General features: G+C 65.7%; 12 protein-coding genes. 5 read left to right on the forward strand and 7 right to left on the reverse strand.

From position 1 onward, the window contains the following. Nucleotides 1–5 precede the first annotated feature (5 nt). On the reverse strand, nucleotides 6–1,511 hold the full coding sequence (gene proP / locus CH273_RS18925) for a glycine betaine/L-proline transporter ProP (RefSeq protein ID WP_032398047.1): 1,506 nt from the start codon (nucleotides 1,509–1,511) through the stop codon (nucleotides 6–8). 204 nt (nucleotides 1,512–1,715) lie between these two features. On the opposite strand from proP, the gene CH273_RS18930 reads away from it, so the two are divergent. Both CH273_RS18930 and CH273_RS18935 read left to right on the forward strand, forming a co-directional pair. After that, a complete protein-coding gene (locus CH273_RS18930) occupies nucleotides 1,716–2,186 on the forward strand; it encodes an OsmC family protein (RefSeq protein ID WP_032398046.1) in 471 nt (156 codons plus the stop codon). A gap of 8 nt (nucleotides 2,187–2,194) precedes the next feature. Further along, a complete protein-coding gene (locus CH273_RS18935; protein WP_032398459.1) occupies nucleotides 2,195–3,259 on the forward strand; it encodes a nucleoside hydrolase in 1,065 nt (354 codons plus the stop codon). Here the strand turns inward: CH273_RS18935 and meaB are convergent. From meaB to mutA, 3 genes are read right to left on the reverse strand one after another with little or no spacing between them, the layout of a single operon-like run. Next, nucleotides 3,236–4,270: a methylmalonyl Co-A mutase-associated GTPase MeaB gene (gene meaB / locus CH273_RS18940; protein ID WP_052050351.1), complete on the reverse strand. Its 1,035-nt coding sequence runs from the start codon at nucleotides 4,268–4,270 to the stop codon at nucleotides 3,236–3,238. The genes CH273_RS18935 and meaB overlap by 24 nt on opposite strands. Before the next feature lie 2 nt (nucleotides 4,271–4,272). Next, nucleotides 4,273–6,543: a methylmalonyl-CoA mutase gene (gene scpA, locus CH273_RS18945; RefSeq protein ID WP_032398045.1), complete on the reverse strand. Its 2,271-nt coding sequence runs from the start codon at nucleotides 6,541–6,543 to the stop codon at nucleotides 4,273–4,275. Beyond that, a complete protein-coding gene (gene mutA / locus CH273_RS18950; protein WP_032398044.1) occupies nucleotides 6,540–8,429 on the reverse strand; it encodes a methylmalonyl-CoA mutase small subunit in 1,890 nt (629 codons plus the stop codon). Before mutA ends, scpA begins: the two co-directional genes overlap by 4 nt. A 170-nt stretch (nucleotides 8,430–8,599) precedes the next feature. Between mutA and CH273_RS18955 the strand changes: the two genes are divergently transcribed. The 3 genes from CH273_RS18955 to CH273_RS18965 are packed head-to-tail and all read left to right on the forward strand — an operon-like array spanning nucleotide 8,600 to nucleotide 10,453. After that, a complete protein-coding gene (locus tag CH273_RS18955) occupies nucleotides 8,600–9,316 on the forward strand; it encodes a TVP38/TMEM64 family protein (protein ID WP_032398043.1) in 717 nt (238 codons plus the stop codon). A gap of 31 nt (nucleotides 9,317–9,347) precedes the next feature. Beyond that, nucleotides 9,348–9,947, forward strand: a complete 600-nt coding sequence (locus CH273_RS18960) for a hypothetical protein (protein ID WP_032398042.1) — start codon at nucleotides 9,348–9,350, stop codon at nucleotides 9,945–9,947. Beyond that, complete coding sequence (locus CH273_RS18965; protein WP_032398041.1) at nucleotides 9,944–10,453, forward strand: hypothetical protein; 510 nt, start codon at nucleotides 9,944–9,946, stop codon at nucleotides 10,451–10,453. The genes CH273_RS18960 and CH273_RS18965 overlap by 4 nt, the downstream gene beginning before the upstream one ends. Before the next feature lie 13 nt (nucleotides 10,454–10,466). Here CH273_RS18965 and CH273_RS18970 read toward each other — a convergent pair whose 3' ends face one another. The 3 genes from CH273_RS18970 to CH273_RS18980 are packed head-to-tail and all read right to left on the reverse strand — an operon-like array spanning nucleotide 10,467 to nucleotide 12,951. Next, nucleotides 10,467–11,651: an SPFH domain-containing protein gene (locus CH273_RS18970; protein WP_032398040.1), complete on the reverse strand. Its 1,185-nt coding sequence runs from the start codon at nucleotides 11,649–11,651 to the stop codon at nucleotides 10,467–10,469. 4 nt (nucleotides 11,652–11,655) lie between these two features. After that, on the reverse strand, nucleotides 11,656–12,087 hold the full coding sequence (locus tag CH273_RS18975) for an NfeD family protein (RefSeq protein WP_032398457.1): 432 nt from the start codon (nucleotides 12,085–12,087) through the stop codon (nucleotides 11,656–11,658). A 54-nt stretch (nucleotides 12,088–12,141) separates the two neighbouring features. Beyond that, the gene (locus CH273_RS18980; protein ID WP_032398456.1) at nucleotides 12,142–12,951 is read right to left on the reverse strand and encodes a DUF3097 domain-containing protein; all 810 of its coding nucleotides are present in this window, start codon (nucleotides 12,949–12,951) and stop codon (nucleotides 12,142–12,144) included. Nucleotides 12,952–12,996 lie beyond the last annotated feature (45 nt).

Here is a 12,996-nt window from a genome sequence, read left to right on the forward strand (position 1 = left end):
TCCCGCTACGACCGCGCGGAGGCCGAGGAGATCTCGGAATAGAGCTCCTTGGCTTCCTCGGTCGAGTCGACCTGTGGCGGTGAGCCTTCCAGAGGTTGGGTGGCGGACTCGCGCAGGAATCCGACGGCGACGAGGCCGACGAGACCGCTCACGACGAGGTAGTACGCAGGGATCATCGGGCTACCGGTCGAGCTGACCAACGCCGAGGTCACCAACGGCGTCGTACCCCCGAAGATCGACACCGACAGGTTGAAGCCGATCGAGAGCGCCGCGTAACGAATCCGGGTGGGAAACAGGGCCGGTAGCGTCGATGCGCTCGGCGCCGCGAAACAGGCCAGAACGAGGCCGAGGAGCAAGCACGCGATCAGCGGACCCAACCACCCGCTGCTGCGCAGCAGCAAGAAGCAGGGCACGGCGAGAACGATCTGCCCGACGGCACCGAAGACGAACACCGGTTTGCGGCCGATTCGGTCGGTGAGCCTGCCGACACCCACGATGACGCTCACCACGACGACCATCGCCGACAGGACGAGCAAGTCCGCACTGAGCTGACTTCGACCGACGACCTCGGTGAAGTACGTGGGTAGATACGACGTCACCATGTAGTTGGTCACGTTGTACAACAACACGATTCCCATGCAGATCAACAGCGCCCGCCAATGATCGGTGAAGATCTTCCCGATCGACCTCCGACCGCTCTCCTGGGCCTTGACCTTGTTGTCGTGTTCGTCGAGTTGCTTGCGGAACGCGGGCGTGTCTTCCAGCTTGAGCCGCAGGTACAGCCCGATCAGCCCCATCGGACCCGCGACGAAGAACGGTATGCGCCAACCCCATTCGATCATGGTGGCGTCGCCCAACACCGCGTTGAGGATCGTCACCAGGCCCGAGCCCATCGCGTAACCGACGAAGGTGCCGAAGTCGAGCCAACTTCCGAGGAACCCGCGCCGCTTGTCGGGTGAATATTCTGCGATGAACGTCGTTGCACCGCCGTATTCACCACCGGTGGAGAAACCCTGGACCAAGCGGGCGACGAGCAGCAGAATCGGTGCCCAGATGCCGATGGTCGCGTAACTGGGGATGAGGCCGACAGCCAGAGTGCCGATGGCCATCATGATCATGGTGGCGGCCAATACCCTCTGCCGACCGATCCGGTCACCGAGCGGCCCGAAGAACAGGCCGCCGAGCGGACGAACGACGAACGCTGCCGCGAACGTGGCGAACGTCGAGATGAGTTGCACCGCAGGCGTGGCATCGGGATAGAACACCTTGCCCAACGTTGCCGCCAGATAGCCGTACACACCGAAGTCGAACCACTCCATCGTGTTGCCGAGAGCAGCTGCCGAGACGGCGCGCTTGAGCATCGGCTGATCGACCACAGTGATGCTCTCCTCCGAGAGCGCCGGCTTCGTGCGCATCCGTTTCGAGAACGCAACGCGGCGAAGATGCTGGACGTGGCGGCGTCCCCATGTGGCCTGCTCTCGGCCGGGTTCGAGACTGGGCACTGATGTCATTCGTTCAACGTTAGCCAGACAAACGATTCGTTTTCAAACGACCGCTGTGCAGATCGACGCACACACTCGGGCGAATGCCCAGGTGAACGCGCGCAACGACGAATGTGCCACACCGCCTTGGCAATCGAGGCATTACGGTCAATGCGGACAACGGTTTCCGCGGCGGATTGTCACCGAACGGGCGGCTACTGGCACGATGGACCAGTGCCGAACCACGATTACGGACTCACGCTGAACTGGACGGGCAACCGCGGTACCGGGACCACCGGTGCCGCAGCCTACGACCGCGATCACATCGTGTCGGCACCCGGGAAACCCGACCTCCACGCGAGCTCCGATCCGAGCTTCCGCGGCAATCCCGAACGCTGGAATCCCGAGGAGATGCTCGTCGCCTCGCTGTCCAGTTGCCACATGCTCTGGTACCTCGGACTCGCGGCCGCATCCGGAGTGGTCGTAACCGACTACACCGACTCCCCCACCGGAGTGATGACCGAGCAAACCGATGGTTCGGGTCGGTTCGTCGAGGTCACCCTGGCTCCGGTCGTGACCGTCGTCGACCCGTCGATGGTGCCGCGCGCCGAGAAACTGCACGCGTCCGCGTCGTCGAAGTGCTTCATCGCGCGATCGGTCAACTTTCCGGTGCGGCACACCCCGACGACGGAGGTCGCATCGTGACCGTCCCCATGATCGTCGACGTCGACACCGGAATCGACGATTCTCTCGCCTTGCTGTACCTGCTGGCCAGCGAGGATGCCGAGATCCTCGGTATCGCATCCACCGCGGGCAATGTGCCGGTGAACCAGGTTGCCGCGAACAATCTCGCCTGGCTCGACCTGTGCCGCGCGGGTGATGTCGAGGTCTCGCTCGGCGCACAGGTACCCCTCGTGGCGCCGCTGATGACCACCGAGGACACCCACGGCCCGCAAGGCATCGGGTACGCGGAGCTTCCGGTGTCCACGCGGTCGCTGTCCGGCCGGGACGCCACCACGATGTGGGTGGAGCTGGTTCGTTCGCGACCGGGTGAGATCACCGGACTGGTCACCGGTCCGCTGACCAATCTCGCGCTGGCGATCCGTCGGGATCCCGAGCTACCTCGACTGCTGAAGCGACTGGTGTTGATGGGCGGCGCATTTCAGCACCAGGGCAACACGACACCGACCACCGAATGGAACATCGCCGTCGACCCCGAGGCCGCAGCGGAAGTGTTCGCAGCCTTCTCCGGCTTACCGCCGGAACGACATCCCATCGTCTGCGCGCTCGACATCACCGAGACCATCGAAATGACCCCCGATCACATCCGACGGCTGGCAGGGCGAGCTCGGAGCCTTCCGCCCGAGGTGATCTCGCCCGACGACGCACCGGGTGTTCGATCGACGGCGTCGAACCCCATCGTGCGGCACTTCTCCGATGCGGTGCGGTTCTACATGGAATTCCATCGCGATCACGATCAGGGATTCTTGGCGCACATGCACGACCCCTTCGCGGCGGCCGTCGCACTGGATGCCGATATCGCCACCTACCGTCATGCGACCGTCGACGTCGAACTCGTCGGAACCCTCACGCGCGGAACGACGGTCGCGGACTGGCGCGGTATGTGGGGCAAGGCCCCCAATGCGGCGATCGCAACACACACCGATCCCGAGGCATTCTTCGATCGACTCATCGAACGCGTCGGAGCTCTTGCCGACCGGCTCTATCCCGCGCTCCCGGCCGCCGGGGCAGATTCAGGAGTCGAACGCGTCGAGTAGCTCCTGGGCGGCCAGCGCGGCCGTCAGAGAACCGTCGCGTACCCGGGCTTCGACGTCGCCGCGGATGGCCTTGACGGATGGGTTCTGCGCCAGCCGGCGCAGCAGTTGGTCGTTGACCATCGTCCACGTCCAATCGACCTGCTGCTTGCGACGCTTCTCCGCGAATTCGCCTGCGTCACTGAGCACTTGCTGATGGCGCAGCACGGTGTCCCAGTACTCGTCGAGTCCGGTGCCCTCGATGGCGCTCATGGTCAACACCGGGGGCTTCCAGATCGCATCGTGCGGATAGATCAGCCGCAGCGCGCCCGCCAATTCCCGCGCCGCGTTCTTCGCGTCGGTCGCGTGCTTGCCGTCGGCCTTGTTGACGGCCACCAGATCGGCGAGTTCGAGAACGCCCTTCTTGATGCCCTGCAACTGATCTCCGGTACGCGCGAGCGTCAGGAACGTGAAGCAGTCGACCATGTTTGCGACCGTCACCTCGGACTGCCCGACGCCCACCGTCTCCACCAGAATGACGTCGAAGCCTGCCGCTTCGAGGAGCACGATCGTCTCCCTCGTCGCACGTGCGACACCACCCAGGGTTCCCGAGGTCGGAGACGGCCGAATGTATGCGTTCTCCTGCACCGTGAGACGCGACATCCGGGTCTTGTCACCCAGGATCGAACCACCGGTCCGCGTCGACGACGGATCGACGGCGAGCACCGCGACCCGGTGCCCCTTCTCGATCAAGCGCATCCCCAGCGCGTCGATGAAGGTCGACTTGCCGACCCCCGGCACGCCGGTGATACCGACGCGATGGGAACCACCCGCATCGGGCAGAACCCGAAGAAGCAACTGCTGAGCCAGATCACGATGATCCGAGCGAGTGGACTCGACCAGCGTGATGGCACGCGCCAGCCCGGAACGCTCGTTCGCACGGACCGAATCGGCCACCGCGTCGATATCGATGGTTCGGCCTCTCGGCGACGGTGCACCGGTCGGAGAACCCGTCTTGTCGTTCGGAGAACCCATACTCAGGCGTTGGCCTCGCGTGGTGCGTGCCCCAGCGCAACGGACAGCTTCTCCACCAGCCCGATCGCCGCGTCGGCGATGACGGTGCCCGGAGGGAAGATCGCCGCAGCGCCCGCCGCGTAGAGCTCGTCGAAATCACCGGGCGGGATGACGCCACCGACGACGATCATGATGTCCTCACGGCCGACATCGGCCAAGGCCTGTCGCAAGGCGGGCACCAGCGTCAGATGGCCTGCGGCCAGCGACGACACCCCGACGACGTGAACGTCGTTGTCGGCGGCCTGCCGGGCCACCTCCTCGGGGGTCTGGAACAGCGGGCCGACGTCGACGTCGAAGCCGATGTCCGCGAACGCCGTGGCAATGACCTTCTGACCTCGATCGTGCCCGTCCTGCCCCATCTTGCACACCAGGACGCGAGGCCGACGGCCCTCGTCCTCGGCGAACTGCTCGACCAGCGCGGTGGCGCGCGTGATGTTCTCGGATTTGCCTGCCTCGTCGCGGTACACACCACTGATTGTCCGGATTTCGGCCTGATGGCGCCCGTAGACCTTCTCCAGTGCATCGGAGATCTCGCCGACGGTGGCCATCTTGCGTGCCGCGTCGATGGCGAGAGCCAGCAGGTTGTTCTCCATCCCCGGCTGGTCCGAGGCCGCCGCTCTGGTCAGGTTCGCCAGGGCTGCCTCGACCTCGGCGGTGTCCCGTTCGGCCCGCAGCCGCTCAAGTTTCTCGATCTGCTCGCGGCGGACCTTGGAGTTCTCGACCTTGAGCACCTCGATGGTGTCGGGCTCGTCGGGCACGTACTTGTTGACGCCAACCAGGGGTTGACGGCCGGAGTCGATCCGCGCCTGGGTGCGGGCCGCAGCCTCCTCGATGCGCAACTTGGGGATGCCCTCGCCGATGGCCTGAGCCATGCCGCCTGCTTCCTCGACCTCGGCGATGTGTGCCCGAGCCCGATTCGCGAGCTGGTGGGTGAGCCATTCGACGTAATGCGAGCCGCCCCACGGATCGATCGGGCGCACGGTGTTGGACTCCTGCGCGATGAGCAGCTGGGTGTTGCGGGCGATGCGCGCCGAGAAGTCCGTCGGCAGGGCGAGTGCCTCGTCGAGGGCGTTGGTGTGCAGCGACTGAGTGTGCCCCTGGGTGGCCGCCATCGCCTCCACACAGGTGCGGGCTACGTTGTTGAACACGTCCTGTGCCGTCAACGACCAGCCCGAGGTCTGCGAATGAGTGCGCAGCGAACGGGATTTGGCGCTCTTGGGCTCGAACTGCTGCACGAGCTCGGCCCACAGCAGACGCCCGGCACGCAGCTTGGCGACCTCCATGAAGAAGTTCATTCCGATAGCCCAGAAGAACGACAGTCGCGGTGCGAAGGTATCGATGTCCATGCCTGCATCCAGACCGGCCCGGATGTACTCGACACCGTCCGCGAGGGTGTAGGCGAGTTCGAGATCGGCTGTGGCTCCGGCTTCTTGGATGTGGTACCCGGAGATGGAGATCGAGTTGTACTTGGGCATCTTCTCGCTGGTGTACGCGAAGATGTCCGAGATGATGCGCATCGACGGTTTCGGCGGATAGATGTAGGTGTTGCGCACCATGAACTCTTTGAGAATGTCGTTCTGGATGGTGCCGGCGAGCTTCTCCGGCCCGACGCCCTGCTCCTCGGCGGCCGCGACGTACAGCGCCAGGATCGGCAGCACCGCGCCGTTCATGGTCATCGAGACCGAGACGCTGCCCAGATCGATGCCGTCGAACAGTTGCCGCATGTCGTAGATGGAATCGATGGCGACGCCTGCCATTCCGACATCACCTTGCACTCGGGGGTGATCGGAGTCGTAGCCGCGGTGGGTGGCCAGGTCGAACGCGACCGACAGACCCTTCTGGCCGGCCGCCAGGTTACGGCGATAGAACGCGTTGGACTCGGCCGCCGTGGAGAAACCTGCGTACTGGCGGATGGTCCACGGCTGGTTGACGTACATCGTCGGGTACGGCCCGCGGAGAAAAGGCGGAGCACCCGGGTAGCTGTGCAGCGGGTAGCCTTCGGCCTCGGCGGCTGCGCGGTCTGCCTCGGTGAACACCGGCTTGACGTCGATGCCCTCAGGGGTTGACCACACCACCTGCTCGGGCGTGTAGAAGTTGGCCTTCGCGCCCTGCCGTACATGGGCGTCGACGTCCTGGGCCGACGGCGGCGTCGGCGTCGGCTCGTCGGGGTCGACCAGTGGCACGTCGGCGAAACTGCCGATGGTGTGCGAGATTCGGTTCTCGTCGGTCGTCACTTCGAGGCTCCCAGGGTGTCGAGAAGTTCGGTCAGCACTGCCACGGCGTCGATCTTCGCGGTCAGAAATCCGTCGGGACGCGAGGTGCCCTCGGTGCCGGTGAAGATCTTCTCGGGGCCGGCAAGCAGCACCTGGGTGACGCCTGCGGCCCGCAATGCATCCACGGCAGTGGCGGCCTCGTCGGCGTACCGCTTGTCGGTTCCGCACACCACCGCTATCCGAGCTCCGGACGTCTCTACCGATCCGGCGATTCCGTCGACGGTCAGGGGGCCGGGATCGACGGCCTCGATTCCGCCCGACGCCAGCAGGTTCGACGCGAACGTCGTTCGGACATTGTGTTCGGCGACGCTGCCCAGCGGCACCAGGAGCACCGTCGGGCGCGAATCGTGCTCGGCCAGATAGGCATCCGACCGGTCTCGCAGCGACTCGAATGCCCGGCCGTACCGATACACCGTTGTCGAGCCCTGCGGCGCGGTTCGTTGGGGATCGAGCGGAGCCTCGGCCAGGTTGGGAAATTCGTTGACGCCCGTCAGCGGGGTGACTCGGTGAGCGATGTCGGAATCGCGTTCGGCGCGGGTCTTCTCGATCGCAGTCATCAGCGAACCGTCGTCGACAGCGGCGCGGAAACCTCCGGACGTTTCGATGGTCTGGAAGAACTCCCAGGCCCTCGCCGCGACCGCTGCCGTCAGCTCCTCGATGTACCAGGACCCGGCACCGGGATCCAGGACCCGTCCGAGATGCGCTTCTTCGAGCAGCAGCAGCTGGGTGTTTCGGGCGATACGGGCCGCGAACGTCTTCGACACCCCGGCTGCGCCGCCGGCGAGTGCCGCATCGAACGGCAGCACGGTCACCGAATCGGCACCGCCCACTCCCGCTCCGAACGACGCCAGCGTGGTCCGCAGCATGTTCACCCACGGATCCCGCTGCGACATCATCGCTTCCGAGGTCACCGCATGCTGAGGAGCGTCACCGGCGTCGGGGGCTCCGCACACCTGCGCGATGCGCGCCCACAGCGTGCGAGCGGCCCGGAACTTGGCGATGGTCTGGAACTGGTCGTCGGTGGCCGAGAACCGGAACTCGATCTGCCGCAGGGCATCGGCGATGCCGATACCGGCATCGGTCATGGACCGGAGGTACTCGAGCCCTGCGGCGATCGCCGCACCGAGCTCCTGTGCGTCGCTGCCACCGAGATTGTGGAACACGGTGCCGTCGACCGTGATCGCACGAATCGTCTCGGCACGACCGATCGACTTGCGAGCCAGCTCGAGCGCCTCGGTCATCTCGATCGACTCGGTTCCGCTCAACCCGGCTGTGAGAGTGGACACGCCCAGCCGGATGTCGACTGCGGCGCGCTCGTCGATATCGGCGGAGTCGAGCACCTCGAACACCGCCGCTGCCGCTGCGGACACGTCCCCGCGCGCATCGATCGTCAGCGGTGCGAGCTCGAGAAACACCCCACGCAGAACCTCCGGCAGAGCGGTCGGGTCGACGCCACCGTTGCCGACCGTCAACCACAGGGCGCTGGTGCCGTTGGAGAGCGAATCGAGAATCTGGGTGTTCGCAGTCGCCGCGTCGTCGGCACCGTCGCCCCGGACCGAGCCGTGGCGGGTGCACACCTTCCAGCCCGCGTTGACGTCGCGGTGGGGGTCGCGTCCCCGCAGGTAGGGGAACTGCCCGGGCAGCGGACCTTCCGGTCGTTCGTCGAAGGCGGTGTACAACGGGGACACGGTGATCCCGTCGTACGTCGTGGAATCGAGTAGGTGTTCGGCATCGGCCGGCAGATCGGACACCTCGACCCGACGCGATTTGGCCAGGACACCTGCCACTGCCTTCTGCCAGGCCGCATGAGCGCTGCGTGCGGCATCTTCGTGCGACGCGATGGACACGTGTGCTGCTCCCTCGGTTCGGCCGGGTAGTCCTTCGCCCGACGTGAAGTGATGCTAACCCCACCGAGTTGCACATTATCGTGAGGATCACCTCACGTTCGATCGTGCAGCGCGGCTCTCGGACTCGGGAGGCGACGAGGTGTCGTCTCACGCCGGTACGCTGGCCTCTCGTGACCCGGCACCTGCGTGACGTTCGACTGATCGCGCTGCTGGCGGTGATTGCCGTCTTCGCTCTGGTAGCGGTGTTCGCACCCCATCCGAGTGTCGAACAGATTCGTGATTGGGGTGCGTCCGTCGGTCCGGCATTCCCGCTCGTGTTCTTCGGTGTGCACGCGATCGTGACCGTTGCGCCTGTCCCGAGAACGCTGTTCACGCTCAGTGCAGGAGTGTTGTTCGGGCCCCTGACCGGTCTGGCGGTCACCATCGGCGCGTCGACCGTCAGTGCGATGCTGGCGCTGCTGTTGGTCCGTGCCATCGGTCGCGACGCCGTGGCAGCGCGGATGTCGCACTCGGCTCTCGATTCGGTGGACGAGAGTCTGCGTCGACGAGGATGGCTGGCCGTCGGCTCCCTGCGCCTGATCGCGCCGGTGCCGTTCTCGTTGGTGAACTACGCGTGTGGGGTGTCGGCGGTTCGGCTCGTCCCGTTCGCCCTGGCGACGGCCGTCGGGATGCTGCCGGGCACGCTCGGAATCGTCGTGATCGGCGGAGCGATCGGAGGCCAGACACATCCGGCGCTGCTGGTGTTGTCTGCGGTCTGTATCGCGATCGGTCTGAGTGGGCTGGTGGTGGATTGGCGGCTCTCGCGAGGTTCGCGATCCGTGCCTGCGCCTGCGGGCGGTCGACAGGCCGGGAACCTTGATTCCGACGAATCAAGCCTTGAAGCTTGACTGGACCACATCAACGATCTAGCCTTGTCCGATGTTCGTGCTGACCGTGGACCAACGACGCAGTAGACGCGATATCGATCGCGTGCCCGAACTGCTCGAACGCTATCGCGACCACGAACTGATCCGGCCCTTCGAGCGCACCGCAGGAGACGAAGTGCAAGCCGTCTGCGAGGACGCCGCTACCGTCGTCTCGATCGCTCTCGAACTGGTCGCCACCCCGCACTGGAGCGTCGGCATCGGCATCGGTTCCGTCGAACTCCCGCTACCCGAGACGACTCGCGCCGGACGCGGACCGGCGTTCGAAGCAGCCAGAGACGCCGTGACCCGAGCCAAGAACGCCCCGGCTGCGCTCGCCGTCAGCGGTCCCGACGACGCTGCCGCCGAGGACGCGGAGACGGCATCGACCCTGGTTGCGCTGCTCGTGATCAGACGATCGGACCAGGGGCGAGAAGCGGTGGAACTCATGGCCCGCGGGTTCTCGCAAACCGAGGCGGCCGAACGGTTGAAGATCAGCAAACAAGCCATGTCGCAACGACTCTCGGTAGCCGGCTGGCACGTCGAGAACGCAGGTCGCACCCTGGCGACTCGACTGCTCGACACCGCGAACACGACGGGAAACCACAGGCCATGATCGTTGCCACCCTGGTGCTACTGGCACTGACCGCAATTGCCGCTATCGTCCCCACCGGCACCGGGATTCGACGATGGCTGCCCACCGTCGCCGCGTCGAGTCTCCTCGTGGCAGCGGCAGTCCTGGCCACGGTGGCCGGACCGGCCTACGGTCTCGGCCATGCCGTCGGAGTCGTCCTGAGCGTCGTCGCAGCGGCCCTGGGTGGAACGGCGGCGGTACCCACCGTGTTTCGCATCGCACGACGACGCAGCGACTCGACCGGAGACGATCCGGTCGAGCCGCTGCGTGGTGGACTGACCATAGGCGTCCTCGAACGCGTGGCCGTCGCCGTGTCGATTCTCGCCGGATGGCCGGAGGGCATCGCGATCGTGCTGGCAGTCAAGGGGCTCGCGCGCTATCCAGAACTGCGCGAATCCCATGCCTCCGAACAGTTCATCATCGGCACCTTCGCCAGCGTCCTGTGGGCTCTGGCCGCTGCCGGGGTCGGCACGGCCCTGATCAGCTGATCGGGGCCGTCCCTCAACGCTGTTCCGGCTCCGCCTCCGGCGACGCCGCCAGGGCACCGACGTCGAACCCCTTCGACAGCTCGGGCGCGGACGCCAACGACGTGTCGACCGGCTTGCGCGCCACCGCTTCTGCAGCCTTGACCGCCTCGGCGACCGCCGGATCGGTCTTGGTCTCGAACCATTCGGCGACCTCGTCCGAATCGTCCTCCGGCTTGGGCTCGTTGCCGGCCGACTCGTTGGGCTCGTACCGGAACACACCGTCTTCGCCGGGCGCACCGAGTGTCTTGGCGAACCCCTTGAGAGCGTCACCGAAATCGCTCGGGATCATCCACACCTTGTTCGCATCGCCCTGAGCCATCTGCGGCAGCGTCTGCATGTACTGGTACGCGAGCAACTCGGGCGTCGGCTTGCCTGCCTTGATGGCGCCGAACACCTTCTCGATCGCCTTGGCCTGACCCTGAGCTTCGAGGTACTTCGCGGCGCGGTCACCCTGCGCCCGCAGGATGCGGGACTGGCGCTCGCCCTCGGCGGTGAGGATGGCTGCCTGCTTGCCGCCCTCGGCCGCGAGAATCCGGCTCTGCTTGTCTCCCTCGGCCGTCTTGATCGCCGATTCGCGATGGCCTTCGGCGGTGAGGATGGTCGCTCGCTTCTCGCGATCGGCCTTCATCTGCTTCTCCATCGACTCCTGGATCGAGGGCGGCGGGTCGATGCTCTTGAGCTCGACTCGGGCCACGCGCAGGCCCCAACGGCCGGTGGCCTCGTCCAGTACGACCCGCAGCTGCCCGTTGATCGAATCACGCGAGGTGAGAGTTTCCTCCAGCGTCATTCCACCGACGACGTTGCGCAGAGTGGTGGTGGTCAACTGCTCGACACCGACGATGTAGTTGTTGATCTCGTACACGGCCGATTGCGGGTTGGTGACCTGGAAGTAGACGACGGTGTCGATGGACACGGTCAGGTTGTCCTTGGTGATCACCGGCTGCGGCGGAAACGACACGACTCGCTCACGCAGGTCGACCTTGGCACGGATGCGGTCGACGAACGGCACGAGAAACGTGAGCTGACCGGACACGGTGCGCGTGTAGCGGCCGAGCCGCTCGATCACGGCGGCCTCGGCCTGCGGGACGATCGAGATGGACTTGGCCATCAACACCGCGACGAATGCGACGATGACAGCCAGTGCGATGAGTGCTTCCACGTGGCTACGGTCCCTTCCATACGACGGCGGTTGCGCCGTCTATTTCCATCACGGTCACGGTGGTACCCGGGGCATAGACCTCGGTCTCGTCGAGTGGACGAGCGGTCCACACCTCCCCACCGAGCTTGATCTGGCCTTCGTGGGCAGTGACCTGCTCGAGAACGATCGCACTCTTGCCGGTGAGCGCAGCCATCCCCATCGGGGTTTCGGGCGGAGTCGCGAAGCGACGCAACAGTATCGGTCTCAGACCGAGCACCAATGCCAGCGACAGGACGCCGAAGACGATCGCATCGGCCCACACCGGGAAGTCGGTCAGAGCCGATACGCCTGCGGTGCCGAGCGCGCCACCGGCGATCATGAGAAGAAAGAAGTCGCCCGTCAGTGCCTCGGCACCGGCGAGAACCACTGCCGCTATGAGCCAAATGATCGCTGCCACAGCCTCCATCCAAGCACGAATCGGACAATTGCCGGTGCGTTGCTGGACACAGCCCTACTCGGTGACGAAGTCGACCAATTGCTCGACGGCTCCGATCAACGGTGCTTCGAGATCACGGAAGCTCGACACCGACGAGTACACCCGACGCCACCCCTCCCGCGGACTGCCCCACCCCAACTCTCGACAGATTCCGGTTTTCCAATCCTCGCCCCGCGGGATCTTCGGCCAAGCGTCGATGCCGACAGCAGCGGGCTTGACCGCCTCCCAGACGTCGATGAACGGATGACCGGTGACCAGAACGTGTTCGCCCAGCGACCTCGTCAACTTCGACTCCTTGGAACCGGTCACCAAGTGGTCCACCAGAACTCCCACACGGCGGCCCGGGCCGGGACCGAATTCCGCCAACCGCTCCCCCAGATTGTCCAGACCTTCCAGATGCTCGACGACCACGCCCTCCACCCGAAGATCGTGTCCCCACACACTTTCCACCAGGGCCGCGTCGTGCACGCCCTCGACCCAGATGCGACTGGCGCGGGCGGTGCGCGCGCGTAGGCCCTCCACCTTGGTCGAACCGGATGCGGAGCGCGTCGGTGCCGCCGCAGCCGCCGCAGGCTTGGGCCGAACCAGGGTGACCCGACGTCCGTCGATCAGGAACGCCGCCTCGCGCAGGGCGAACAGCCGCGTCGTGCGGGCACCGTCCTCGAGCCGGACGAAATCTCCGTCGTAGGTGCGCTCGAAGCCGACCACGGCACCGCAGTACCCGGTGCCTGCATCTTCGACGACCAATCCGCGCTCGGCCGACACCTCCGGTGCCGGAACCTTGCGCATGCGACTGTGCCCTCTGAGAATGTCTCCGCCGTACATGTCGTTCACGGCGACCAACGCTAGCGACACCGGCGTCCCGAGCAC

The organism is Rhodococcus sp. 05-339-2 (assembly GCF_002258965.1).
In the GTDB taxonomy this organism is placed as follows: domain Bacteria; phylum Actinomycetota; class Actinomycetes; order Mycobacteriales; family Mycobacteriaceae; genus Rhodococcoides.

Excerpts from the sequence above, each read along its gene's own strand:
- meaB (WP_052050351.1), bottom strand. The coding sequence starts at position 4,270 with ATGGGTTCTCCGAACGACAAGACGGGTTCTCCGACCGGTGCACCGTCG.
- CH273_RS18960 (WP_032398042.1), top strand. The coding sequence starts at position 9,348 with ATGTTCGTGCTGACCGTGGACCAACGACGCAGTAGACGCGATATCGAT.
- CH273_RS18980 (WP_032398456.1), bottom strand. The coding sequence starts at position 12,951 with ATGTACGGCGGAGACATTCTCAGAGGGCACAGTCGCATGCGCAAGGTT.
- CH273_RS18965 (WP_032398041.1), top strand. The coding sequence starts at position 9,944 with ATGATCGTTGCCACCCTGGTGCTACTGGCACTGACCGCAATTGCCGCT.
- CH273_RS18935 (WP_032398459.1), top strand. The coding sequence starts at position 2,195 with ATGATCGTCGACGTCGACACCGGAATCGACGATTCTCTCGCCTTGCTG.
- proP (WP_032398047.1), bottom strand. The coding sequence starts at position 1,511 with ATGACATCAGTGCCCAGTCTCGAACCCGGCCGAGAGCAGGCCACATGG.